The organism is Paractinoplanes toevensis, assembly GCF_018332695.1.
Classification (GTDB): Bacteria; Actinomycetota; Actinomycetes; order Mycobacteriales; family Micromonosporaceae; genus Actinoplanes; species Actinoplanes toevensis.
Window position 1 is genome coordinate 18706 of sequence record NZ_BOQN01000001.1, and the last position, 21709, is coordinate 40414.

General features: G+C 71.1%; 24 protein-coding genes and 1 pseudogene. 11 read left to right on the forward strand and 14 right to left on the reverse strand.

Translation table 11 applies throughout. The features are described 5' to 3' along the window. Window positions 1–18 precede the first annotated feature (18 nt). Window positions 19–738: a PP2C family protein-serine/threonine phosphatase gene (locus Ato02nite_RS00085; protein WP_213004216.1), complete on the forward strand. Its 720-nt coding sequence runs from the start codon at window positions 19–21 to the stop codon at window positions 736–738. Here Ato02nite_RS00085 and Ato02nite_RS00090 read toward each other — a convergent pair. The 8 genes from Ato02nite_RS00090 to Ato02nite_RS00125 all read right to left on the reverse strand — a co-directional run bounded on the left by Ato02nite_RS00090 (window position 735) and on the right by Ato02nite_RS00125 (window position 4599). After that, entirely contained in the window at window positions 735–1322 is a 588-nt protein-coding gene (locus Ato02nite_RS00090) for a class I SAM-dependent methyltransferase (protein WP_213004217.1), read from the reverse strand. The two genes, Ato02nite_RS00085 and Ato02nite_RS00090, sit on opposite strands and share 4 nt — an antisense overlap. A gap of 5 nt (window positions 1323–1327) precedes the next feature. Next, on the reverse strand, window positions 1328–1672 hold the full coding sequence (locus tag Ato02nite_RS00095; RefSeq protein ID WP_213004218.1) for a hypothetical protein: 345 nt from the start codon (window positions 1670–1672) through the stop codon (window positions 1328–1330). A gap of 128 nt (window positions 1673–1800) precedes the next feature. Further along, window positions 1801–2175 carry an MmcQ/YjbR family DNA-binding protein gene (locus tag Ato02nite_RS00100; protein ID WP_246605897.1) on the reverse strand — a complete coding sequence of 125 codons (375 nt, stop codon included), beginning with the start codon at window positions 2173–2175 and terminating at the stop codon, window positions 1801–1803. Then, the gene (locus Ato02nite_RS00105) at window positions 2172–2489 is read right to left on the reverse strand and encodes a type II toxin-antitoxin system PemK/MazF family toxin (RefSeq protein ID WP_213004219.1); all 318 of its coding nucleotides are present in this window, start codon (window positions 2487–2489) and stop codon (window positions 2172–2174) included. The genes Ato02nite_RS00100 and Ato02nite_RS00105 overlap by 4 nt, the downstream gene beginning before the upstream one ends. Beyond that, a complete protein-coding gene (locus Ato02nite_RS00110) occupies window positions 2483–2707 on the reverse strand; it encodes a hypothetical protein (protein WP_213004220.1) in 225 nt (74 codons plus the stop codon). The genes Ato02nite_RS00105 and Ato02nite_RS00110 overlap by 7 nt, the downstream gene beginning before the upstream one ends. Window positions 2708–2711: 4 nt before the next feature. Further along, a complete protein-coding gene (locus Ato02nite_RS00115) occupies window positions 2712–3167 on the reverse strand; it encodes a YybH family protein (protein ID WP_213004221.1) in 456 nt (151 codons plus the stop codon). Between the two features lie 43 nt (window positions 3168–3210). Then, window positions 3211–3837, reverse strand: coding sequence for an NADPH-dependent F420 reductase (locus tag Ato02nite_RS00120; RefSeq protein WP_213004222.1), 627 nt, complete (start codon window positions 3835–3837; stop codon window positions 3211–3213). Between the two features lie 30 nt (window positions 3838–3867). Further along, window positions 3868–4599, reverse strand: a complete 732-nt coding sequence (locus Ato02nite_RS00125) for an SDR family NAD(P)-dependent oxidoreductase (protein WP_213004223.1) — start codon at window positions 4597–4599, stop codon at window positions 3868–3870. 113 nt (window positions 4600–4712) lie between these two features. Between Ato02nite_RS00125 and Ato02nite_RS00130 the strand changes: the two genes are divergently transcribed. The 3 genes from Ato02nite_RS00130 to Ato02nite_RS00140 all read left to right on the forward strand — a co-directional run bounded on the left by Ato02nite_RS00130 (window position 4713) and on the right by Ato02nite_RS00140 (window position 6253). After that, window positions 4713–5312, forward strand: a complete 600-nt coding sequence (locus Ato02nite_RS00130) for a TetR/AcrR family transcriptional regulator (protein WP_213004224.1) — start codon at window positions 4713–4715, stop codon at window positions 5310–5312. Further along, complete coding sequence (locus Ato02nite_RS00135; protein WP_213004225.1) at window positions 5309–5743, forward strand: hypothetical protein; 435 nt, start codon at window positions 5309–5311, stop codon at window positions 5741–5743. The genes Ato02nite_RS00130 and Ato02nite_RS00135 overlap by 4 nt, the downstream gene beginning before the upstream one ends. 264 nt (window positions 5744–6007) lie before the next feature. Then, entirely contained in the window at window positions 6008–6253 is a 246-nt protein-coding gene (locus Ato02nite_RS00140; RefSeq protein WP_203813148.1) for a PspC domain-containing protein, read from the forward strand. Here Ato02nite_RS00140 and Ato02nite_RS00145 read toward each other — a convergent pair. Genes Ato02nite_RS00145 through Ato02nite_RS00160 form a run of 4 tightly spaced genes read right to left on the reverse strand, consistent with a single transcriptional unit; the run spans window position 6228 to window position 10798 of the window. Further along, window positions 6228–7175: a cytochrome c biogenesis CcdA family protein gene (locus Ato02nite_RS00145; RefSeq protein ID WP_213004316.1), complete on the reverse strand. Its 948-nt coding sequence runs from the start codon at window positions 7173–7175 to the stop codon at window positions 6228–6230. The two genes, Ato02nite_RS00140 and Ato02nite_RS00145, sit on opposite strands and share 26 nt — an antisense overlap. 25 nt (window positions 7176–7200) lie before the next feature. Next, window positions 7201–7764 carry a redoxin domain-containing protein gene (locus Ato02nite_RS00150; protein ID WP_213004226.1) on the reverse strand — a complete coding sequence of 188 codons (564 nt, stop codon included), beginning with the start codon at window positions 7762–7764 and terminating at the stop codon, window positions 7201–7203. Next, window positions 7761–9239 carry an NADH-quinone oxidoreductase subunit NuoF family protein gene (locus tag Ato02nite_RS00155; protein WP_246605899.1) on the reverse strand — a complete coding sequence of 493 codons (1479 nt, stop codon included), beginning with the start codon at window positions 9237–9239 and terminating at the stop codon, window positions 7761–7763. The genes Ato02nite_RS00150 and Ato02nite_RS00155 overlap by 4 nt, the downstream gene beginning before the upstream one ends. After that, entirely contained in the window at window positions 9236–10798 is a 1563-nt protein-coding gene (locus tag Ato02nite_RS00160) for a translation initiation factor III (protein ID WP_246605901.1), read from the reverse strand. The genes Ato02nite_RS00155 and Ato02nite_RS00160 overlap by 4 nt, the downstream gene beginning before the upstream one ends. Window positions 10799–11314: 516 nt before the next feature. On the opposite strand from Ato02nite_RS00160, the gene Ato02nite_RS00165 reads away from it, so the two are divergent. The 4 genes from Ato02nite_RS00165 to Ato02nite_RS00180 all read left to right on the forward strand — a co-directional run bounded on the left by Ato02nite_RS00165 (window position 11315) and on the right by Ato02nite_RS00180 (window position 14139). Next, window positions 11315–12130, forward strand: a complete 816-nt coding sequence (locus tag Ato02nite_RS00165; protein WP_213004228.1) for a hypothetical protein — start codon at window positions 11315–11317, stop codon at window positions 12128–12130. A 154-nt stretch (window positions 12131–12284) separates the two neighbouring features. Further along, the gene (locus tag Ato02nite_RS00170) at window positions 12285–12812 is read left to right on the forward strand and encodes a DUF305 domain-containing protein (protein WP_213004229.1); all 528 of its coding nucleotides are present in this window, start codon (window positions 12285–12287) and stop codon (window positions 12810–12812) included. Window positions 12813–12848: 36 nt separating this feature from the next. Beyond that, window positions 12849–13259 (forward strand): ester cyclase, encoded by a 411-nt coding sequence (locus Ato02nite_RS00175; RefSeq protein ID WP_281419677.1) that lies wholly within the window; start codon window positions 12849–12851, stop codon window positions 13257–13259. A 49-nt stretch (window positions 13260–13308) separates the two neighbouring features. Continuing rightward, window positions 13309–14139, forward strand: coding sequence for a rhamnogalacturonan acetylesterase (locus tag Ato02nite_RS00180; protein ID WP_246605902.1), 831 nt, complete (start codon window positions 13309–13311; stop codon window positions 14137–14139). On the opposite strand, the gene Ato02nite_RS00185 is transcribed toward Ato02nite_RS00180, so the two are convergent. Further along, on the reverse strand, window positions 14086–14958 hold the full coding sequence (locus Ato02nite_RS00185; protein WP_213004231.1) for an alpha/beta hydrolase: 873 nt from the start codon (window positions 14956–14958) through the stop codon (window positions 14086–14088). The two genes, Ato02nite_RS00180 and Ato02nite_RS00185, sit on opposite strands and share 54 nt — an antisense overlap. A gap of 26 nt (window positions 14959–14984) precedes the next feature. Between Ato02nite_RS00185 and Ato02nite_RS00190 the strand changes: the two genes are divergently transcribed. The 3 genes and pseudogenes from Ato02nite_RS00190 to Ato02nite_RS51275 all read left to right on the forward strand — a co-directional run. After that, window positions 14985–15701, forward strand: a complete 717-nt coding sequence (locus Ato02nite_RS00190; protein WP_213004232.1) for a TetR/AcrR family transcriptional regulator — start codon at window positions 14985–14987, stop codon at window positions 15699–15701. 232 nt (window positions 15702–15933) lie between these two features. Continuing rightward, window positions 15934–17214: a DUF3500 domain-containing protein gene (locus Ato02nite_RS00195; RefSeq protein ID WP_213004233.1), complete on the forward strand. Its 1281-nt coding sequence runs from the start codon at window positions 15934–15936 to the stop codon at window positions 17212–17214. A 503-nt stretch (window positions 17215–17717) separates the two neighbouring features. Beyond that, window positions 17718–18329 (forward strand): annotated as a pseudogene (locus Ato02nite_RS51275) (HupE/UreJ family protein); the annotation flags it as partial. 164 nt (window positions 18330–18493) lie between these two features. Here Ato02nite_RS51275 and Ato02nite_RS51280 read toward each other — a convergent pair. After that, on the reverse strand, window positions 18494–21697 hold the full coding sequence (locus tag Ato02nite_RS51280; protein ID WP_246605903.1) for an NACHT domain-containing protein: 3204 nt from the start codon (window positions 21695–21697) through the stop codon (window positions 18494–18496). Window positions 21698–21709: the final 12 nt, after the last annotated feature.

The window sequence follows — 21709 nt, forward strand, 5'->3', positions numbered from 1 at the left end:
GTTTGGCAGTCTTGTGACATGACGCTTGTTGTCCGGGCGGTCGCCGCCACCGATCAGGGCCTTGTCCGGTCCAACAATGAGGACGCGGTGTTCGTCGGCAACCGCCTTCTCGTGGTCGCGGACGGCATGGGCGGGCTTCCCGCCGGGGAGCTGGCCAGTGACATCCTGGTGCAGGCGCTCGGCGTGGTCGACGAGATGCCCGACACCGGTGAGCCGCTGCAGGATCTGATCGCCGCCCTGCAGACCGCCAACGAGCGCATCGAGGCCGCCGTCGCCGACGATGACGCCCGCGACGGCATGGGCACGACGGTGACCGCGCTGCTGCTGTCCGGTGACCGGATGGCCGCGCTCAACGTCGGCGACAGCCGGTGCTATCTGGTGCGCGACGCCGAGCTGACCCAGATCACCAAGGACGACACGTACGTCCAGGCGCTGGTCGACCAGGGGGTGCTGACCCCCGACGACGCCCGCCGGCACCCGCAGCGCGCCCTGGTGACCCAGGCGGTGCAGGGCGGCCCGTTCCGCCCGGCCGGCCGCATGCTCCCGGTGCGGCCCGGCGACCGTTTCCTGCTGTGCAGCGACGGCCTGTCCGACTATGTGGAGGACACCGTGATCTGCCAGACCCTGCTGGCCAACCCCGACCGCAAGACCGCCGCGGCCGAGCTGGTGCACCGCACCCTGGAGAACGGCGCCCCCGACAACGTGACCGTCATCGTCGCCGACATCACCGAGGCCTAGGCTCGGCTGGTCCGCAGCAGGAAGGCCCGGTGCCGGATCACCTGGCCGTCCACGTCGGCGTACGCCTCGGTCTCCTCGATCGTGGTGCCGGTCCACGACGGTTCGGCGAAGCCGGCCCGCAGCATCTCCTCGGTGACACCCCAGCTGCCGCCGCCCGCCGCCTCGAAGACCGCCAGCACGAAGACGGTCGCACCCGGGGCGGCGAGGCCGGGCAGCAGCGCGAGATATTCGTCCACACCGGTGTCGTAGCGGGCCAGCCAGTGCAGCAGCCCCGAGTCGAAGATCGAGTCGAACGGCCCGGCCCCGAGCGACAACCGCGCCGCGTCCTGCACCTCGAACCGCACGTCCAGCCCGGCCGCGGCCGCCTTGGCCCGGGCCTGCTCGATCGCGGTGGCCGAGATGTCCACGCCGGTGACCCGGTGGCCCAGGCGGGCCAGCGCGATCGAGAGATCACCGCTGCCGCAGCCGATGTCGAGCACCTTCGGCCCGCGCGCCTCGCCGAGCACCGCCGCGATCGCCGGTTGCGGCCCGCCGATCTCCCAGGGTGGCTTCTCCCGGTAGAGCTCTTCGTAGTCGATGTCCATGGGGCTCAGCCGCTCTTGCAGGCGTTCGTGAGGGCGTCGCCGGCCGCCTTCCACTCCGCATTGCTGTCGTTGGCGCTCGCGCCCATCTCGGCGGCCCGCTTACGGATCAGGTCGTTCTCCGACTTGCTGGAGTTGGCGGTCACCTTGTCGGCGAGCGCCAGCCGCGCCGTCTTGGACTTCGCCTTCGGATAGCCGGCCGCGAAGTCGGTGCACGCCTGATGGGCCGCCGCGTCGATGCCTTCCGGCGCGCCGTCGTCGTCGCTGCCGGCCCGGCTCATCATGACGGCCACGACGGCCACGGCCGCGACCGCAACGACGGTGATCTGGCGCTTGCTCAGCTTGAGCTTCACACCGGCAGATTAACGTGCCGCCCTCGCCGGGACGCGTTCACTCACGCACCGCCATCCCCCCGCGCGCGTCACCTCCCCGATCTTGTGGACCTGCTGTCAGCTCGGGACGCGAAGTGCTCAAGGTCGCGCTAAAACGGCGCCGGGTCGTCCATCCGGGCCACCAAGGCTGTGGGGGCAACGGCGCGAAAGGCGTCAGCGCACAGCTCGGCGATCTCGGTCCAGTCCGGATCGCGGTCGAGGCGCACACCCAGCCAGCCGCGATGACCCACGTAGGGCGGACGGAAGAACCGGTCCGGGTCGGCGGCGATCAGTTCCGCCTGGCTGCCGGGCGCCGCCGCGCACCACAGATGCGGAAAGGCGGCGTCGTGGTGACCGTCGGCCCAGAGCATCACGAACTGTTTCCGGCGTACGAAGAAGGCCGGTGACCCGTGGCTGAGCCGCTCGGTGACTTCGGGCAGGGCGCGGCAGACCCGGCGCACCTCGGCCTCGGCCCGGCCGCTCACACCAGGTCCATGAACTCGCGCAGGGCATCCTCGACCGACCGCATCGTGCCGGGGGCCAGGTAGCCGTGGTTCTCGGTCAGGGCGGTGCGGTCGAGGATCTGGACCAGGCCGGGGATGCTCACCGAGGCGCCGGCGAACGGGTCGTCGCTGCACAGGTGCACGCCGAGCGGGTTGCTCTGCGCCAGGCCGCGGACCAGGACGAGGGCCCACACGGCGACACCGGGCTCCGCGTTGTACTCGTCGTTGCTGATCACCAGCACCTGGTAGCGGTCGTCGCCGCGCACCCAGGTCCAGACCTGGCCGCGCCTCACCATCGGGCACCCCGCAGCGCGACGTCGTTGCTCTGCTCGATGACCGCCGGTGCCTGGCGGAGGAATTCGGCGTAGGCCCGGGCGGCGGCTCGCTGACGGGCCCGGCGCGCCTCGGGCAGCAGGCGCCGCACCGCCTCGGTGACCGCGGCGGACGCGTTTCCGCTGCTCTGCAGGTATCCCGCCACGTCGTCGGGCACGCTGATGCTGAGCTTGACGGTCATACTTTCATCCTACCGGCTCGCCACGGGCCAGGGCGGCCACGAGGCCGGGCTGGACCGGGTGGGAGAGCGGGTCGGCGTGCCGGTGGGCCAGTTGCCAGCCGTCGGAGTCGCGGCGGAATACCAGGGTCACCCGCAGCGACCAGTCCTGATCGGGCAGATCCAGCACCAGGCCGTGCTGGCGTTCGATCGCCACCAGCACGGCCAGGTCGCCGGACACGTAGGACCGCACCAGTTCCAGAGTGGCCTCGCCGCCCTGGAACTGGTTCGCCATGGCTTCGACCGCCTCCTCGGAGTGGTCGAAGCCGCGGCGCGCGCCACCGCCGAACGGCGGCAACAGCGTGTAGTCCTCGGCGTGCCGGATCAGGCTCAGATAGGTACGCATGTCACCGCGGATGATGGCGACGGCGGCTGCCTCCGCGTCGCGGGCCAGCTGGGCGATGTCCTCATCGGTGATGGGCATGCCCGCATCGTCGCGCGTCCGGCCCGGTCGAGCGAGTCACCCGTCAGCCGTCCGTCAGAACCTCGGCACCCAGGGCAACGTCGAAGCCGGCGCCGTTGCGGGCCAGCCCCACCAGGAGGAGGCCGGCCCATTCCAGGGCGTGGGCCATCTCGAGCCCGCCCGCGTCGAGGGGCCGCATGTCCAAGCTCTCCACGAACGCCGCGACCCGGGCCTTCGCCTCGGCGCCGTCGCCGGCGAAGAACACGTCCAGGGGCCGGTCCCCGGCCAGGACGCCGCGGAAGATCGAATTGAATGCCTTCACGACGTGTACGCCCTCGGGGGCGACGGCGGCGATCTGCTCGGACACCGAGTTGCCCACGGTGGTCACGAGCCCACTCACGTCGGCGTTGAACGGGTTGGTGATGTCGACGAGGATCTTGCCGGCCAGCGCATCGCCGTAGTGCGCGACCGCGTCGACCGCGCCGGTGTACAGGACGGCGACGATGACGATGTCACCCGCCGGCCTCGCCCCGTACGTGCCGGCGGTGGCTCCGTTGCCGATCCGGTCGGCGAGCGCCTGAGCCTTGGCGTTGTCGCGGCCCATGATCTCGACGGTGTGGCCGTGCTTCGCCGCCCGGGTGCCGATGGTGGTGGCCATGTTGCCCGAGCCGATGATGCTGATGGTGGTCATGACGTGGGTTCCCCTTTGTCCGGATCGCGCTCAGATGACGGCGCCGCCGTCGGCCACCAGTTCCATGCCGTTGACGTAGCTCGAGTCGTCCGAGGCGAGGAACAGCGCGACCGACGCGATCTCCTCGGGGCGGCCCATCTCCCGCCGCGGGATCACGGACTCGAACTGTGCCTTCATCTGCGCGTCCAGCACCCCCTCCATCATCGGCGAGGCGACCTGGCCGGGGGTCAGCACGTTCACCCGGATCTTCCGGTCCCGCAGCTCGGACACCCACACCCGGGCGTAGGCGGGCAGCACGGCCTTGCTCGCCGCGTACACACCCCAATCGGGGTAGCCCCGGAGCGAAGCGTTCGACCCGGTCATGAAGATCGAGCCGCCGTCGTTGAACAGCGGCAGCGCCTTCTGGACCGTGAACAGCGTGCCGCGCGCGTTCAGCGAGAAGGCGGCATCGAACTGCTCCGCGGTGATCTCGCCGAGCCTGCCCTGCTCACCCGTCCCGGCACTCGCCCAGAGCACGTCGACCGCGCCCTTCTCCTGCTTGACCGTCTCGAACAACCGGTCCAGATCGTCGAGGTCGGCCGCATCGCCCTGCACGCCGGTCACGTTGCGGCCGATCAGCTTGACGGCTTCGTCCAGCGCGTCCTTCCGCCGGCCCGAGATGAAGACGTGGGCCCCTTCGTCGACGAACAGCTTGGCACCGGCCAGCGCCATCCCGCTCGTCCCGCCGGTGATCACCGCGACCTTGCCATCGAGCTTTCCCACAACTACTCCATCCGACGTTATGTACACCGATGCGCGTGCTTAACGTAGCCGCCGGCAGGGCGGGGCGCAAGCTATGCACACCGATCGGTACCCGAGCGGGCTAGGATGGTCGGGTGACGGAGTTGGAGAAAGGGCCGCGCGGCCTGCGCCGCGGCCGGGGCGCACGAGAGCGGATCGTCAGCGCTTCCCAGCAGCTGTTCCGCGACCAGGGCATCAACTGCACCGGCATGGACCAGCTCTGCGCGGCCGCCGAGGTGTCCAAGCGCACGCTCTACCAGCACTTCGCCGGCAAGGACGAGCTGATCGCCGAGTGCCTGCGCCGATTCGACCCCGAGATCCTCCCCGAGGTGTTCGACCGCACCGACCGCACACCGCGCGAACGACTCCTCGCCGTGTTCGAGGTGCACGCGCCCCTGTGCCCGTTCATCGCGGCGGCCGTCGAGATCCCCGACCCGGACCACCCGGCCCGGGTGTACGCCCGCGACTACAAGAAAGCCTTCGCCGCCCGGCTCATCGATGCCGCTCGCGAGGCCGGCGCCGCCGACCCCGAGCAGCTCGGCGAGCAACTGGCCCTGCTGCTGGACGGGGCCTCGGCCCGCAGCCGAGTCCTCAACACCGACACCCTCGCCACCGCCGCCGCCATCGCGGCCGTCCTCGTCGACAACGCGATCCCCGCGGCGGCGGGCAGAGGCGGCGTACCTTCGAACGCATGAGCAACCGATGGTGGTCGATCGAGGTGCGCGACGGCGTGCTCTCGGCATTGCGGTGGAAGGACGGCTACGGCGAGGCCCTGCTCGAGGCCGCGCTGACCAACGGCGCCAAGCGCTGGGAATGGACGATCATGCCCGGCGGGGTCGTCCTGGAGGTCGCCTTCCGCGAAACAGACGAGTGGGAGCGGTTCCGTGCCCTCCCGGTGGTGCAGGCCGCGCTCGACGCGACCCCCGACCCGGTCAACGGGCTGTACGTCTACCCGGGCCGCGGTGGCAGCGCCGCCGCGCCCTCCAAGCGGCCCAAGCCTCGTCCGGCCGGCGCCGGTGCCGCGGCCATCCCGCTCCCGGTCGAGGAGATCGCGGCCGCGCGCCTGGCCGAGGCGGAGCCGGCGGCTGAGCCGGCCGCCGAGCCCCTGCGGGAGTTCGCGGCCTAGCGCCTGTTTCGTAGGTGGGGCCGGAGTGAGGCGAGGTCCAGGTGTTGTCTGGGTGTGCGCCGTGGGCGCCCGAATACCGGGGTTGTATTCGGGTGTTCACGGCGTGCGCCCAGGCGGCGGCTGGGCCACGCCGCAGCCCGACTCCACCTACGAAACAGGCGCTAGAACTCAGGGACGCGTCAGGGCACTTCCCCGATGCCCCGAAACCGGAAAGAGGCGACTCTTGAGTGGTCCGCAAGAACCGCTCAGGGAAGCGAGAGACCCATGAACTCGGTGCACGACTCGATGACTCGCCAGGGCCTGGTCCGGCCGACCGAGGGGCGCATCATCGGAGGTGTCGTCGCCGGCCTGGCCAAGCGTTTCGGCCTCGACCCGTGGCTGGCCCGGCTCCTGTTCGTCGTCGTCCTGCTGGCCATCCCGGGCAGTCAGATCCTGATCTACCCGATCCTGTGGATCCTGATGCCGGCCGAGAAGCCCGCCTACGTCACCGCGTACCCGCCCGCCGTCTGAGCCCCGGTTCGGCACGCAGCGGTGATGTGGGCCCGGCTGCCGCCGGACCGGTCCGTACCCCACTCGGACCGTCCGGCGGCAGCGCCTCGGAGCCCACACCGGCCGGGCGCGAATCAGCGCCGCCGCGAGCCCGCCGGGAAAACAGCCGCCACGTCAACGGCGCCAGCACCAGCGTGAGCAGGGCGATCACGAACGGCAGCGCGCCGACTCCGGCGATCCAACCGGCGAGACGCTGTTGCAGATTCGACGCGGCGGCCACCAGCGCATCGCTGCCCGCCAGGCGCAGATCGCCGGCCAGCCGCAGTTCGTACCAGCCGTAATAGGCCACGTAGAGGCCGCTGACCACGAGGATCGCCCCGCCGAGGCGGGGCACCACGCCGAGCAGCGGCCAGGCCCGGGTGATCACCGAGGAGCGCAGCAGCGCCATCGCCACCGCGGTCACCCCGACGATCAGACCCATCCCGGCGGCGTAGGCGAGGAACAACCCGAGGCCGGCGAGCAGCGTCGAGGCCCGCAGGCTCGAGGCCACCAAGGCGAGGAACGGGCCGACCGCGCAGCCCAGCGAGGCGATCGCGTAGGCCATCCCGAAGACCACCATCGACCAGGTCGACCCGGTCAGGGCGGGTGCCCGTACGCCCCAGCTCGGCAACGAACGGCCCAGCGTGAGCCAACCGCCCAGCCCGGCCAGCACCAGGCCGAGGACGACGGTCAGCCACGGCAGGCGCGGTTGCAGCGCCCCGGCCAGGGGTGTCAGGACCAGACCGAACGTGCCGAAGACCACGACGTACCCAAGAGTGAGCGCGAGGGTGCAACGCAGCGCACGCCGAACGGCTTTGCCCGGCGAGGCCGGGCCATCGACGAGCAGGACCGAGAGGTACGCGGGGAGCAGCGCGAAGCCGCACGGGTTGACCGCGCCCAGCATGCCGGCGGCGAGCGCGAGCAGCACCTCAGGCCACCAGCGTCTTCACCTCGGCGGTGAGTTGCAGGTCGTCGAGGTAACCGACCTTGGTCACCTTGCCGGTGCGGTCGAGGAAGACGTACCAGCTCTGCTGGGTGATCTTGAAGCGTTTCCAGATCGCGCCGGCCTGGTCGTCCAGGTGCGGCACGGCGTCGACCTCGAGGTCCGAGACGAACGCGTGCATGTCCTTGTTGCTGCCCAGCCCGGCGATGCCGAGGATGCCGAGCCGGCCCTGGTACTCGTCGGCCAGGTCGGCGATGCTCTGCGCCTCACTCGCGCAGGTCGCGCACCACGGCGCCCAGAACCACAGGATGGCCGGCTTGCCGGCCAGCGCCGCGGCGTTGTAAGCGGCGCCGTCCAGGGTCTGCCCAGTGAACTGCAGCGAGGCCGGCACGACGGCCGGGACCGCCGGGGCCGGACTCTCCGGGGTCTCGCCCGTGGCCGGCAGGGACGCGACGGTGATCGGTGCCGACTGCGGCGTCGCCTCGACGGGCACCGAGCACCCACCGGCCGCGGCCACGAGCAGCAGCGCTGCCAGGACGAGCTTTCTCAATGGGAGGCCTTCGCGTCGTCGAGCCGCAGGGCGAGCGCCGGGCAGACGTTGACCGCCTTGCGGGCGCCGCTCTCCAGCCAGGGCGGCAGCGGCGTCTGCGGGAACGCCGGGAAACCGTTCGAGTCGAGCCGGATGATCTCCGGGGCCACCGCCGAGCAGAGGCCGTGCCCGTCGCAGCGGGACCAGTCCAGGGCCAGCTTCCGCGCCCCGGTCTCGGCCGTGTACGGCAGCGGCAGGATGCCCTTGACCGATTTGCCGCAGCCCTCGCCGTTGGTGTGCGCGTCCACGTCCTTGGCGAACACCTCGAGTGCGGACAGCGCGAACCGGGACGTACCGTCCGGGTGGCTGCACGCACCGCGGCCCTTGACCACGCCGGCCGCCTGCCGCACGTTGTCGACCGCGTTGCCGCCCAGGCTGACCAGGGTGACCGCGCGGGCGAGGTCGGGCAGGCCGAGCCGGCAGGGGCCGCACTGCCCGGCCGACTCGCCGGCCAGGTACTGCACGACCTGGGACACCTCACCGAGCGGGCAGGTCTTCGAGCCGATCGGGATCAGCATGCCGGCGCCGAGCGTGCCGCCGACCTTGGCGAACCCCTTGCGGGAGATCGTCACGGTCTGCGCGGCCTCGGCGCTGATCCACTTGCCGTGGTAGCCGCCGACCAGCAGGCCGGGGCCGATGTCGGCGCCGCACATGTTCAGCACGTCCATCAGCGGGGTGCCGCTGGGCGCCTCGACCACGGCCGGGCTGCTGGACGAGCCGCCCACGGTCAGCATGACCGTGCCCGGCTCCTCCGGGATGCCGACCGCGTTGTACTCCCACGGCCCGAGCCGGGCGGCGATCGCCAGCTGGGAGAACGTCTCCGCGTTGGACAGCAGGGTGGGCAGGCCCATCACGCCGTTGTCGCTGGACCGCACCTTGCGGCCGGGTGGGATGTGCGCCTCACCGTTGATGCCGCGGACCAGCGCGCCGCCCTCACCGGAGATGAACCGGTGCGGGACGGTGACGATCCGGGTCGGGCACGGCATCCGCCGCTCGGCCAGCGCCGCGGTGATCGAGCTCTGGCCGATGCCGTCGTCGGCGATGCCGATGACGATCTCCTCGGCGTCCAGCGCGGCCGCGGCCAGCGCGGCGCCGTCCAGGATCAGGTGCGGGGCGCGGGTGAGGATCGCCTTGTCCTTCCAGGACGGCGGCTCACCCTCGGTGCCGTTGACCACGATCACCGGCGGCAGGTCCTGGCGCCGGCACGAGTCGAGCACGGCCCGGACCTTACGGGCGAACGGGAACCCCGCTCCCCCGCGTCCGCGCAGCTCGATCCGGTCGGCCAGGCCGATCAGCTCACCCGAGGACAGCGCGGCGAACCCGCCGTGCACCTCCTGGTGGGCGACCAGATCGAGGCGGCCGTACTCGTCGAAGCCCGCGGTCAACCGCGGAACGCCGATCGAGGTGACCGGTGGAACCTGTGCGGTGGTGCTCAATTCGCTTCCCCTCGCAGCTGCGACCAGTACCGGTCGTCAGCGACGTCGTCGTTCAGCCGGCCACGTCCGTTGCGACGAGCCCCCCGGCCCGCCCGGTCGTTTCCGGATTCCTGCTCTGCCCGGCGGGCCCGGCGCGACGCCATGTCGACCAGCGTCGGCGTCTCGTCCGGGTCCGCCATGTCCACGAAGCCACTGCGGCTGTGTCGTCCCGAGTCGGCGCGGTCTAGGTCTGCGCCCCGGTCGCGCCGGTCCCGGGGCGCTTCCTCGGCCTCCGGGCCGAAGTCGCTGTACCGCGGCTCGTACCTGCTCCGGCGGGCCGGCGGCTCGTCGTCGTAGCGGGAACGCTGGCGGGGCATCGGTGTCTCGTCGAAGTCGGCGTCGGCCCGGCGGCGGCCGCGCGGTGCCTCGTCGTACTCCGGCTGGTCGGCGGGGCGGCGCCGGGAGCGGGGCTCGAAGTCGTCCTCGGCGTAGCGGCGGCCCCGGGAGGGCTCGTCCACCTCGATCCGGCGCATCCCGGTGGAGGTGTCGTCCATCTCGACCCGGCGCATCCGGGTCGAGGTGTCGTCCATCTCGACGCGGCGCATCCGGGTGGAGGTGTCCTCCAGGTCGGGCCGGCGCATCCGGGTGGAGGTGTCCTCCAGCTCCGGGCGGCGCATCCGGGTCGAGGTGTCCTCGCCGGCGTAGCGGCGCCCGCGCGGGCCCGGCTCGTCGTACTCGATCTCGTCGTCGGCCATCGGGCGGCGCTGCCGCGGTGCGGGGGCGACCAGGTCCTCGTCGGCGAAGCGGCGGCCGCGCTCGATCTCCTGCGGCGGCAGGTTCTGCACCGGCGGGGCCATCTGGACCGGGGCGGCCGGCTGGAACGTGTCGACCACGGCGACCGGGCCGAGCCGCTCCGGCTCGGGGGCCGGCTCCCGGCCCCGGCGCGGCGCCTTCATGGCCGGCGAGGCGGTGGGCACCATCTGGCCGACCGAGTTGGAGGCGCCGAGTCCGGCCGGCGACGCGAAGTCCTTACGGCGGTTCAGGCTGACCGACAGGCGCACGGCCAGGCCGATGAGCACCAGCAGAACGCAGATGATGTAGCTGACGACGACCCACGGCTTGGCGGCGCGGCCGGCGCCGAGGCCGTGCAGGAGGGCGATCGGCCACATCAGGTACGAGATCGAGTGCAGCGCCCGCCACATCCACGGCTTGCCCCGGCCGATGAACCGGGCCCGGGCGATGCCCGTCCAGATGACCAGGACCAGCAGGTACGCGGTGACCTGGCCGAGGCCGATGTACAGCGCCTTGTTGCTCTGCGCGATGAACGGAATGAAGATGTCGATCACCCGGATGTGACCCTCGGCGGCCTTCGTCCAGAGGTGGAAGAACAGCGCGACGACCGCGATCACACCGGTGGTGCGGTGGATGGACTGCAGGAAGACCCGCTGCCGGATGGACAGCACCAAGCGGTCCGTGGACACGAGCCCGACCATGATGGTGACCGAGATCGAAACCAGGACTAGCACGCCCATGTAAAACTCTAGGTACATGAAGACATAGACGTAGACGACTCGACCCATCGAGGTCATCATCGCGAGAGCCCAGATGGCGGCGAGCACGCTCGCGCCGAGGACGAAGACGGAGCCTTTGCCGACTGTCCTCGTTCCGGTAGCTCCGACATCGACGGCCACACGATTGGCGGATCGCTGGTTGTTTCCTGTCCGGGCCATTGACTCCTCGTTCTCCGCAGCGGTTACACGTCCCGATGGGCGGTGGGACGCAGGCACCCGTGGGGGATGCCCCGTGCTTCACTCCTGCCGGGCAGCGACCGATCCCCCGGTCTCTGCCCTCCCCCATCTACGTGTCCGGCGCCGGTTCGGATGAACGGCCGACCCCGAATTTGTCGGCTAGTTTCCAGAGCTCCCGGCCGGAGGGCTGCTGAGCTGCACAGATACCGACCGGTAACCATCGGCTAAGCGAAAAATAAGGTGCGCCGGAGAGTGACGCCGCGCACCGGGTGAACCTTTCGCCGCCGAGCCACGAACCACTTCGTGTGCGGACGGTTCCACCAGCCGTGCTCTAAGGAGATGATCATCATGCGACACCTGGCGGCACGGGCACTCACCGCGCTGACTCTGGTAGCCGCGTCATTGGCCTGGGCGGCGCCGGCGTCGGCGGACGTGCAGGGTTTCGCGGTGGACATCGGCCAGAACCCGGCCACGTTCACCATCGGCAAGCAGGCACGAACACTCACCGCGGTCGCGACGACCGAGCGTGAGGGGCGACGCTGCGTCAAGGTCCGCTGGGCATTGACGGTGCGCACCGAGGGCGTGAGCCTCGACCAGATCCGGATCAACCGGGTGGAGAACGACCAGACGTTCCGCACCCGGACCCAGGTGGACGACGACGCGGCCAGCATCGTCGACGCCCAGCTCGACCCCGGCCAGCTGTGCCGGGACCAGACGGTGACCGGGCGCTGGGACATCGCGTTCACCGGCCCCGACGACGGCGAGGTGACCCTGGAGGCAAGGGCCCTGGACGTCGCCGGCCGTCAGCTGTCGTCGGCGTCGACCACCAGCCGGGTAGTCACGGCGGTGGCCGCGAAGCCGAGCGTCACCCCCTCCCCCTCCCCCTCACCGAGCGTGAGCGCGACGGAGGAGGAGACGGAACAGGTGGCCGACGACGCCACCACGCCGACCGGCCGGGCAACGTCGGCGGCGGCCCTGAACCCCGCGGCCGGCACCCCGAGCGTCCTGGGCCCGGGTCTGATCATCGGCGCGGTCCTGGTCTTCCTGGGCGTCGCCCTGCTGCTGCGCATCCGCACCCGCAACCGCAAGGCCGACCCGGCCTGGCAGGCTCAGACGCAGGCCCTGCCCACCGGCTTCTACTCGATGCCACGGCGCCGAAGATAAAAATCCGGCTTCGCCGACGGAGAGTACGGCGAGCCCCTCCCCCAACCGCAACAGCCGCAGCCCCCACCTCTGGAGGACTGCGGCTGTTCGCGTCCCGAGACTATTTCGGTTAACAATATTTACTGATCCAGTGGTTGCCCGCTACCTTCGGCCCATGCGTCGCGTATCGATCGTCCTCGTTGCGACCCTGATCGCGGCCGGTTGCGGCTCGCCCTCGCCCGCGGCTCCCACGCCGCCGAGGATCGCCGCTCCGGCCACCGCCGACACCCTCGGCCCCGGCGCCCGGCACAACGCCGCCGACGTGGAGTTCGTCAGTGCCCTGATCCCCCACCACCGGGAGGGCATCGCGCTGGCCGGCGCCGCGGCGAAGACTCCCGAGGTCCGCACGCTGGCCGAGGCGATCATCGTGACCCAGCAGGACGAGGTGGTGCGGATGACCGACTGGCTGCGGACCTGGGGCGCGACCCCGCCCGCCGCTACCCCGCCCGCCGCCGCCTCGCCCAGCCCGGCCGGCGGCGACCCGGTCCGCACCCTGATCGCCCACCAGGAGGAGGCGGTGACGTTGGCCCAGCGGGAACAGGCGAACGGCACCAACCCGGCCGCCCTGGCGTTCGCCCGGCAGATCGTCGAATCGCGCACCGCCCAGATCGATCAACTTCGGCAACTCCACGCAGTTGCGTAGTTGCGGTCCGCCTCCGTAAGGAATAGAACATCATGCATGCGTTCGGGTGAGATCGCGCGGGCATGGTTTGAGATGTGCCGAATGGGCGATGTGGTGGTTTTCCAGGATCTGGCAACCGACGACTTCGTGTGTCACGGTCCCGGCGGGACCGGCGATCGGGAAACGTTCCTGGACTGGCTCCGGTGGTACCCGAAGGCATTCTCCGAGCAGCGCCCCTCGCTGGAGGACGTGATCGACGGCGGGGATCGCGTGGTGGTGCGCTACACGGTGCGTTCCACCTACCGCGGCGGCTACCTCGATCTGCCCGGCCGGGACCAGGACGTCGAGGAGACCGGCATCATCATCTTCCGGCTCGACGGCGGCCGGATCGCCGAGACCTGGTTCGAGGGCAACGACCTCGAGGTGGCCCAGCAACTCGGCGGCCGGGTGCACGCGCCCGAGGATTGACCCAGGAAAGCGCTTGCCTACATCGATCACCATTGATTAGATGAGCTGCATGTCGCTGGATCGGAGAATGGTGCTGCGGGCCGCGCTCGGTGGAGCGGTGGCCTCGGCGTACGGAATGAGCCCGGCAAACGCCGGCGGCCGCGGACGCCGCCGCACCATTTTCGTGGCCGGCGATTCGACCGCCGCCACCTACGCCACCGCCGACGTGCCACGCGCCGGCTGGGGTCAGGCACTGCCCGCGTTCCTGCGGCCGGAGATCGCCGTACAGAACGGCGCGCTCTCCGGGGCCAGCTCGAAGAGCTTCGCCGACCTGGGCCGGCTCGATCTCATCCTCGCCGCGATCAGGCCGGGCGATGTGCTGCTGGTGTCGTTCGGCCACAACGACGAGAAGACCGAGGACCCGGCGCGCTACACCGAGCCGTGGACGACCTTCCAGGACTACCTGCGGCTCTACCTGGACGGCGCGCGGGCGAAGCGGGCCCAGCCGATCCTGGTCACGCCGGTCGAGCGGCGCCGCTTCCGGGCCGACGGGACGCCCTACCTCTCGCACGGCGAATACCCCGACGCGATGCGCGCCCTGGCCGAGTCGACCGGCACCCCGCTGATCGATTTGACCGCGCTGTCCTTCGCGCTGTGGAGCACGCTGGGCCCGGAGGCCACCAAGGACTACTTCCTCTGGCTGGACCCGGGCGAGCACCCCAACTACCCCGACGGCGTATCCGACAACACCCACTTCCAGGCCCACGGCGCGATCGAGGTGGCCCGCCTGGTGGCCGGCGCCGGCTGCGACATCCCCGGCCGCGACCAGCGGGCCCTGCACCACCCGTCAATCCCCGACAGCGTCCTGACCTGGCCGGCCACCCGCCCCGCGGAGAGCTGACAGCCACGACGTCAGGAGGGGCAGGACCACGGCGGCCTGCATGGCGGCCATGTGGTCGGCGCCCGGGACGACCTCGACCTGCCAGCCCCGGGCGATCAGGAGCTCGCGGCCGCTGATCAGCGGGCCGACCATGTCGACCACGGCATCACCCCACTTCGGGCCGTAGACGATCGTGTCCTTCTCGCCGGCGAAGGCCAGCTTCGGCACGGATGGCAGGCGCAGCGTGCGGTCGTCGAAGTCCCGCAGCGACTCGTAGAGCGACAGGTACTGCCTGGTCTGGTCGGGGGTCAGCGTCATCTCCGCGCTGTCCCAATCGCCCGGCGTCGGGTTCGTCGGGTTGGCCGGTGGATTCAGGGCCATCTCGTAGGTCGCGCGGGTCACGTCGAGCATCGCGTCGTAGGGGCCACCTATCGGCGGGAAGCCGCCCATGGCCAGGCCGGTCAGGCGGTCGGTCCGCGCCGCCAGCTGGAGGCCGGCCAAGGCCAGCCAGGAATATCCGTAATAGGCGAAACGGCCACCGGCCAGGCCCGCGTCGGCGATGGCCAGCAGGTCGGCGGCCAGGGTCGCGGCGCTCAGCGTGCGGGGTTTGGGGTGGGCCGCCAGGTGGCCCTCGTAATCCGCGGTGATTACCCGGAAGCCGGCCTCGGCCAGGCCGGACGCCAGATGGTGGCCCAGGTTGGGGTCGGCGCCCCAGGCTCTGATCTGCTCGGCCTCGGGGCCCTCGATCACGCGGGTGCTGACCGGCAGCAGCAGCGCGGGGCCGGCACCGAGCACGGTTACCTCGATCGGCGCGTCGTCGTGCAGTCGTGCGGTAGGCATGCAAAACACTATACGATGTAAGGACTATGGAGAGCACCCTCAATCACGTACGCCGTCTGTGGCGACACCGTGGCACCACCCTGCCGGCGCCGCGCCGGGGTCCTCGACAGCAGTTGAATCTCGACGAGATCCTCGATGTCGCCGTCGGCATCGCCGACGGCGACGGGCTGACCGCGGTCTCCACCCGGGCGGTGGCGGCCCGGTTCGGCAAGACGGCGATGGCGCTCTATCCCTATGTCGGCACGAAGGAGCAGCTCCTGGCCCTGATGCAGGACCACGCGAGCGCCCTCCCGGCGTGGGACGATCCGGCGACCGGCCTGGCCGACGACCTTCTCGGCTGGGCGCTCGCCCTCTTCGACCTGCACCTGGCCCACCCCTGGCTGAGCGAGCGGTCCTGGGCGCAGGCCGGCCAGGGCCCGAACGAGCAGGACTGGATGGAACGCCTCCTCGGCATCCTCGACCGCTGGGCGGTTCCGGCCGGGAACAGAACCCCGGCCACCACCATGCTGTACGCGACGGTCCGCTCCTGCGCGGAAACCGCCGCCGCCTATGCCCGGATGGACCGGGACGGTGCCGCCGCCTGGCAGGAACGCGCCGCGGCGACCCGCACGCTGATCCCGGATCTGGCCGAGCGTTACCCGCGGTCGGCGAGCCTCGCCCCGGTCACGCCACAGTGGCGGGACGCGCCCCGGGCCGGCGTGATCGCCGCCGTCCGGCTGCTGGCCGCCTCGATCGGCGCCTAATGAAAACACTTGTGAATAGCATTTGAAAAAGCTGTCGATCGGTTAAGAGAATTGGTCGATCCCGAGCGTGAGCGCGATATTTTTCTGAGTCATCTTCGCAGGTGGTGACCGGTACAGCAGATTCTCAGCCGCTCGTGATGTAAACAATTTCTTATTGATGTCTTGCCCTTTGTCGATACGGTTGTCAACAATCCTGTGGCAGATCCCAAACATCCACCACAAAGGAGCTCGGGTGATCGACGAGACCAGCCGGCCAGCCCCGCCGGCCCGGCGACCGTGGCGAGGTTTCGCCATCGGTGCCGTAGCAGCGCTCCTCATCGGCGGCGGCTTCGCGACCGCCAACGCGGCCACCGTCACCGGCAAGAGCAAGGATCGGACCGCCGCCGTGCCGGCCGCTCAGCCACCGCGGGGCACCGGCGTCACGGCCGTGGTCAACGCGGCCACCACCTTCCTCGCCACGCTCAGCGACGACCAGAAGGCCGAGGTGCTGCTCGACTTCTCGGAGGAGAACGCGACCGCCTGGTCCAACCTGCCGTGCGGTGGCACCTGCCGGCCCGGCATCCAGCTCGGCTCGCTGACCGACACGCAGCTGGCCGCGGCCAAGGCCGTGCTGAAGGCGGCCCAGGGCACCGGGAACAGCACCGGCTTCGACCAGGCCATGCAGATCCTGCAGGCCGACGACGTCCTGGCCGCCAACCAGGGAAGCGGCGGCGGCCCGGCCCCGACCGGCTCGGCCGACCCGTCCGCGACCGCTGAGCCGTCGGCGACCGCTGAGCCGTCCGCGACCGCCGTGCCCACCGACCTGCCCAGTGGCACTCCCCCGTCCGGCGGCACCGGCGGTCCCGGTGGCGGCGCGTTCGGCTACGGCAGCGGGGTCTACTTCCTGGCGTTCCTCGGCACGCCGTCGGCCACCGGCACCTGGCAGCTGCACTTCGGCGGCCACCACCTGGCGGTCAACCTCACCTACCGGGCCGGCAAGGTCGCGGGCGCCAGCCCGTACTTCGTCGGTGTCGAGCCGACCAGCTTCACCACCGACGACGGCACCACGCTCCAGCCACTGTCGATCATGAAGGACGGCATGCTGAAGCTGACCACCAGCCTCACCACCGCCCAGCAGGCGAAGGCGAAGCTGGCCGAGTCGTTCAGCGACGTGCTGATCGGCCCGGGCAAGGACGGCCAGTTCCCGGCCACCAAGGTGGGCATCTCGGTGCGCGAACTGTCGCCCGCGCAGAAGAAGCTGGTCCTGGCGGCCATCCACCCGTGGATCGCGGTGGTCGACGACGCGACCGCCGGTCAACTGATGAAGACGTACGAGTCGCAGCTCAACCAGACGTTCGTGTCCTACTCGGGCGGCCTGAACCTGGACACGCACGGCGACTACGTCCGCATCGACGGCCCCGGCGTGTGGATCGAGTTCATCTGCCAGGACGGCGTCGTTTTCCGCGACCAGATCCACTACCACACCGTCTACCGCGACCACACCCGCGACTACGGCGGCGAGTTCACGTTCTGATGCGGATCCCATCGCTCCTGGCGGTGGGCCTGCTGTCGGCGACGCTCCTGATGTTCGGGGCGTCGCCGGCCTCGGCCCACCCGATGCCGCACTCGGTCGTGCTGCTCGACGTGCACGACACCTCGGTGACCGCCGCGCTGGAACTGCCGGTCACCGACCTGCGGACGGCGGCCGGCAGCACCGACCCGGCCGCCGTCCGCAGCTACCTGACCGCCCACCTCCGGCCGGTGACGACCGACGGCCGCCCCTGGACCGTCACCGTCGGCGACGTCGCGCTGCGCGAGGCGGAGCAGACGTCGACCGGCCCGTATCAGGAGCTGACCGCGTCGGCCACGCTCACCCCGCCGGCCGGCGCCGACGTCCGGCACTTCACCCTTCGGTACGACGCCATCGTCCACCAGGTGGTCACCCACGTGGTCCTGGTGGCGGTCCGCCGGGACTGGGCGGCCGGCCGGACCGCCGGCGCCGCGGCGGTGGGCACCATCCAGATCGACATCCGGTCGATGACCGTGCCACCGCTCACGGTGGACCTGGGCGAGGGAAGTGCATGGCGAGGCTTCGCCGCCATGGTCAAGCTGGGCGGCGAGCACATCCTGACCGGTACGGATCACCTGCTCTTCCTGCTGATCCTGCTGCTGCCCGCCCCGCTCCTGGCCGCGCGCGGACGCTGGCGGTCGACGGTGCGTCCGCGCACGGCGGTCACCCGGATCGGCCGGACCACCCTCGCCTTCACGGCCGGTCATTCGATCGCCCTGGCGGTGAGTGCGCTGACCCGGGTCGAGTTCCCGGCCTGGCCGGTCGAGGCCTTCATCGCGGCCAGCATCCTGGTCGGCGCGGTGCACGCGATCCGGCCGCTGTTTCCCGGGCGGGAGGCCCTGGTGGCCGGGGTGTTCGGGCTCGGGCACGGGATGGCGTTCTCGTTCACCCTGGCCGAGATGCGACTGTCCACGGGTCAGCTGGCGCTGAGCCTGCTCGGCTTCAACCTGGGCATCGAGCTGGTGCAGCTGCTGCTGGTCGCGCTGGCCCTGCCGGGTCTGCTGGTGGTGGCCCGGCTGCGGATCGGACCGGCCCTGCGCATCACCGTCGCGGCGATCACCGCGACGGCGGCAACCGGCTGGCTGGCCGACCGGCTCGGCGCATCGAATCCGGTGGCCCGCGCGGCCGACAGCGCCGGCTCCCACCCGACCGCCGTGCTGGCCCTGCTGGCGGCCTCGGCCGTGGCCGCGGGCCTCTGGGCCGCCCGCACACACCGAAGGGAGAACGGGGTGAGCGCCGCGGGTCAGCGGAGGAAGACAGTCAGGTCCGGGTGGGTCGCGTGGAGGTGGCCGGCCAGCAGGTCGCGGTCGGACGGGTTCAGGGTGTCCCGGACGGCGGTCAGCACGGCCTCCAGGTCGCCGGACTCGGCCAGCAGGTCCAGGACGTAGCGCAGCAGTCCGAAGTGCTCGGCGATCACGACCAGGGCGGTGAAGACGCCGGTCAGGACCTTGAGCCGGGGCCGGCCGACCTCGCGCAGGTGGGGCAGCAGCAGGCACTGGATCGCGGCGGCCAGCAGCTGGTCGGTCACGTCGGCGATGTCGGTGATCCGATCGACCAGCGCCACCACCTCGGCCGGTGGCAGCCGGCCGACGTCGTTGCGCACCGCGCGGAGCAGGATGGCGGCGATGTCCCGGGCGTCGATGCTGTGGCTGCTCACCACGGCAGCCCGGGCCGCGCGCCGGTAGGCCGCCGCCAGCGTTTCCGGGTCCTCGACCAGGCCCGAGGCCAGCCACACCGCGACCAGGCTGCGCGCGACCGACTCGGTCTCACCCGACTCGTGCACGACGTAGTGGGCGGCCGCCTCGGGCAGCCGGAACACCAGCGGCTCCATGGCGTGCAGGAGCGTGTCGTCACTCAGGTTGTTGCTCAGGTGCATCGAGGTCAGCGCCGGGCCCCAGGAGAAGTTCGCCGGGTATCCGACGACGTCCCGGCCCGGCGGGCGGACGCGGTTGGACCAGCCCGCGTCCAGCGGACGGAACTCGGGATCGTCGAAGGCACGCAGGACCATGTCGCGGCGCCCGTCGCGCACCTCCCGCCGGACCGACAGGTCCTCCAGCGAATCCAGCCAGATCCCGCCCGGCACCGCCGCCCGCCACTGCAATGCGGTGCCGCGCAACCAGTCAGCCGGGTCGCTCGCCTCGGTGAACAGGTCGGTCGCCCGCAGTTCGCCGCCGCAGGCCAGCGTCAGCAACACCAGGTTGAAGGAGTAGGTGGCCATCCAGTGGTCGATGCGCTTGTCGATCGGGCGGTAGCGGCCCGGCGTGTACTGCGGCCGGGTCACCGCCTGGCGGGTCCGGCGCACCAGGAACTCCCGGATCTCGGCCCGGGCCGGGATGTCGAGAAGGGACCGGACGAACTGCAGCACCGTGTTGCGGGTGGTCAGGGGCGTGTAGCCGAGCAGGTCCTGGAGCAGGTCGGCCTCGGGCTGCGGACCGAGCCGGATCGCCAGGACGGCCGCGTTCTCCCGGGCCGTGGTGTCCCGGAGAGCCTGCACGACCAGGCGGGCCACCAGGTATTCGCCGAACGTGGCGTGCAGGAACTCGTACGTCCGGAAGGCCTTGTCGTCGCGCAGCGCCTGAGCGCGCTGGATGAAGAAGAACCGGCCGACCATCTCCTGGGCGGCGGTCAGCGGGGTGCGGAAACCCTCGGTGGCGGCGGTGCGCGAGGGGGTGAGGCCGAGGCCGGCCAGGTCGTCGTCGAGCTCACGTTCGGTGACCCAGAGGCGGTTGCGGTGGAACATCGCGAACGCCACCACCGACAGTCGCAGCAACTCGGCCTCGACCAGGGCGGGCATCGCCGACTCGGGGCGGCCGGCGTGCACCCGGCGCACCTCCCGGTCGGCGAACTCGCTCAGCAGCCGTTCGTAGAGGTGGGCGGTGTCGAACTCGTCGGAGAGCGGGTTTCCGCTCGAGTGGTAGAGCGCGAGCATCAGCAGCAGCAGCGGTTGCCCAGCCAGTTCGGGCAGCCGGGTCAGGACGCGAAGGCGCAGCGGCTCGATCGACGGGTTCGCGCCGTTCCAGACCCCCAGCCACTGATCGATCTGCGGCTCACCGAACGGTTCGAGCCGGACCACCAGGCTGCCCGACGGGATGCGGGCCCGGTCGGCCACCGCCACCCGGCTGGTCACGATCACCGCGACCGGGCGGTTCTGGGCCAGCTCGCGCTCCTGGAACTGGGCGACCCGCTGCAGGTAGTCGGACTGGTGCAGGCCGGTGGCCTGGAGCAGCTCGTCGAAGCCGTCGAGCAGGACGACCGCGAGCGCGTCCTCGGCCATCTCGGCCCAGGCCACGGTCTCGCCGATGGCGGCCCGGACGGCCAGCTCGATCTGGTCCTGGATCTCCGCCTCGGCCGGGACCTCGCGCAGCGGCACCCGGACGACGAGGTAGTCGTTCGCCGGGAGGCGGGCGGCCAGGATGTGGGTGAGCGAGGACTTTCCCGCGCCCGGCTGGCCGAGCAGCAGCAGCGGTGTCTCGGTCGCGCCCGCGGTGGTCAGGTAGGTGGCCAGGAAGCTGTGGAAGTCGTCGCGCACCGCGCTGTTCCACCAGGTGTCGTCGGAGGGCCGGGATCCGGCGTCGGTCGACCGGGCCTGGAACAGCGGGTCCACATAGGCGTCACCGAGATCCGGCAGGACCACCTCGCCGGCGTCGCCGCCGAGCACCGGGCGGCTGAGCTTGGCCCGGTAGGCGCGGGACAGGGCGCCGCGGTGCCGGCTCGGGTCGCGGCCGGCCGAGGCACGCACCAGGAGGTCCTCGAGACGCCGGAGGCTCTGCGCGGTGGCCCGGGCCTCCAGGCGGCCGGACCAGATGGCGAATTCGGGAATCTCGCCGGCCAGTTGCCGATGATGCTCGTCGTATCGTTCGGCGGTCCGGTTGACGATATGACTCGCGGCCCCGGCCACTGCCCGTAACTTGGTACTTTCGTCGGCCTTGTCCCACACGGCGAGGCCGCCGACATACGAGAGGAGAGCGGCACTGCGCTTCGTGGACCACACGGCGATCTCGCGCAGGTGTTCGTCGTAGGACGTCGCCGGCGAGGGCAGCGGGATCGGCGCGGTGATCAGACTGCCTACCCAGTCCTCGCTGGGCGCGCTCACGAGTCCGAGCTGATCCTCGCGAGTGAACTCGGCCGGTTCGATGCCGGCGAGCCGGAGGCTGTCCTCCAGCGCCTCGAACAGCGAGGTGACCGCGAGGACGGCCGAGGCGGCCAGCAGGCGCTCGGTGCGGTTGTAGCGGCTCAATCCGCGTACGAGATCGGTGATCTTGGTGGTCACCAGCCCGCCCAGCCGGACCATTTCCGCCTTGGCGTCGAAGAAGCTCAAGGCAGCGTCGCTGCCGCCGAGCGTGGCGGCGTTCAGCGCGCCGCCCAGCAGGTTGTCCACCGCCTTGGTCAGCGGACCGGAACCGCCGAGGATCTTGACGGCGTCGGTGTAGGACAGTCCCTTGGGCATCGCCCCATGATG

Excerpts from the sequence above, each read along its gene's own strand:
- Ato02nite_RS00085 (WP_213004216.1), top strand. The coding sequence starts at position 19 with ATGACGCTTGTTGTCCGGGCGGTCGCCGCCACCGATCAGGGCCTTGTC.
- Ato02nite_RS00090 (WP_213004217.1), bottom strand. The coding sequence starts at position 1,322 with ATGGACATCGACTACGAAGAGCTCTACCGGGAGAAGCCACCCTGGGAG.
- Ato02nite_RS00105 (WP_213004219.1), bottom strand. The coding sequence starts at position 2,489 with ATGGTGAGGCGCGGCCAGGTCTGGACCTGGGTGCGCGGCGACGACCGC.
- Ato02nite_RS00110 (WP_213004220.1), bottom strand. The coding sequence starts at position 2,707 with ATGACCGTCAAGCTCAGCATCAGCGTGCCCGACGACGTGGCGGGATAC.
- Ato02nite_RS00115 (WP_213004221.1), bottom strand. The coding sequence starts at position 3,167 with ATGCCCATCACCGATGAGGACATCGCCCAGCTGGCCCGCGACGCGGAG.
- Ato02nite_RS00120 (WP_213004222.1), bottom strand. The coding sequence starts at position 3,837 with ATGACCACCATCAGCATCATCGGCTCGGGCAACATGGCCACCACCATC.
- Ato02nite_RS00135 (WP_213004225.1), top strand. The coding sequence starts at position 5,309 with ATGAGCAACCGATGGTGGTCGATCGAGGTGCGCGACGGCGTGCTCTCG.
- Ato02nite_RS00140 (WP_203813148.1), top strand. The coding sequence starts at position 6,008 with ATGAACTCGGTGCACGACTCGATGACTCGCCAGGGCCTGGTCCGGCCG.
- Ato02nite_RS00145 (WP_213004316.1), bottom strand. The coding sequence starts at position 7,175 with ATGCTGGGCGCGGTCAACCCGTGCGGCTTCGCGCTGCTCCCCGCGTAC.
- Ato02nite_RS00160 (WP_246605901.1), bottom strand. The coding sequence starts at position 10,798 with ATGGGTCGAGTCGTCTACGTCTATGTCTTCATGTACCTAGAGTTTTAC.
- Ato02nite_RS00165 (WP_213004228.1), top strand. The coding sequence starts at position 11,315 with ATGCGACACCTGGCGGCACGGGCACTCACCGCGCTGACTCTGGTAGCC.
- Ato02nite_RS00170 (WP_213004229.1), top strand. The coding sequence starts at position 12,285 with ATGCGTCGCGTATCGATCGTCCTCGTTGCGACCCTGATCGCGGCCGGT.
- Ato02nite_RS00175 (WP_281419677.1), top strand. The coding sequence starts at position 12,849 with ATGCGTTCGGGTGAGATCGCGCGGGCATGGTTTGAGATGTGCCGAATG.
- Ato02nite_RS00180 (WP_246605902.1), top strand. The coding sequence starts at position 13,309 with ATGTCGCTGGATCGGAGAATGGTGCTGCGGGCCGCGCTCGGTGGAGCG.
- Ato02nite_RS00185 (WP_213004231.1), bottom strand. The coding sequence starts at position 14,958 with ATGCCTACCGCACGACTGCACGACGACGCGCCGATCGAGGTAACCGTG.
- Ato02nite_RS00190 (WP_213004232.1), top strand. The coding sequence starts at position 14,985 with ATGGAGAGCACCCTCAATCACGTACGCCGTCTGTGGCGACACCGTGGC.
- Ato02nite_RS51280 (WP_246605903.1), bottom strand. The coding sequence starts at position 21,697 with ATGCCCAAGGGACTGTCCTACACCGACGCCGTCAAGATCCTCGGCGGT.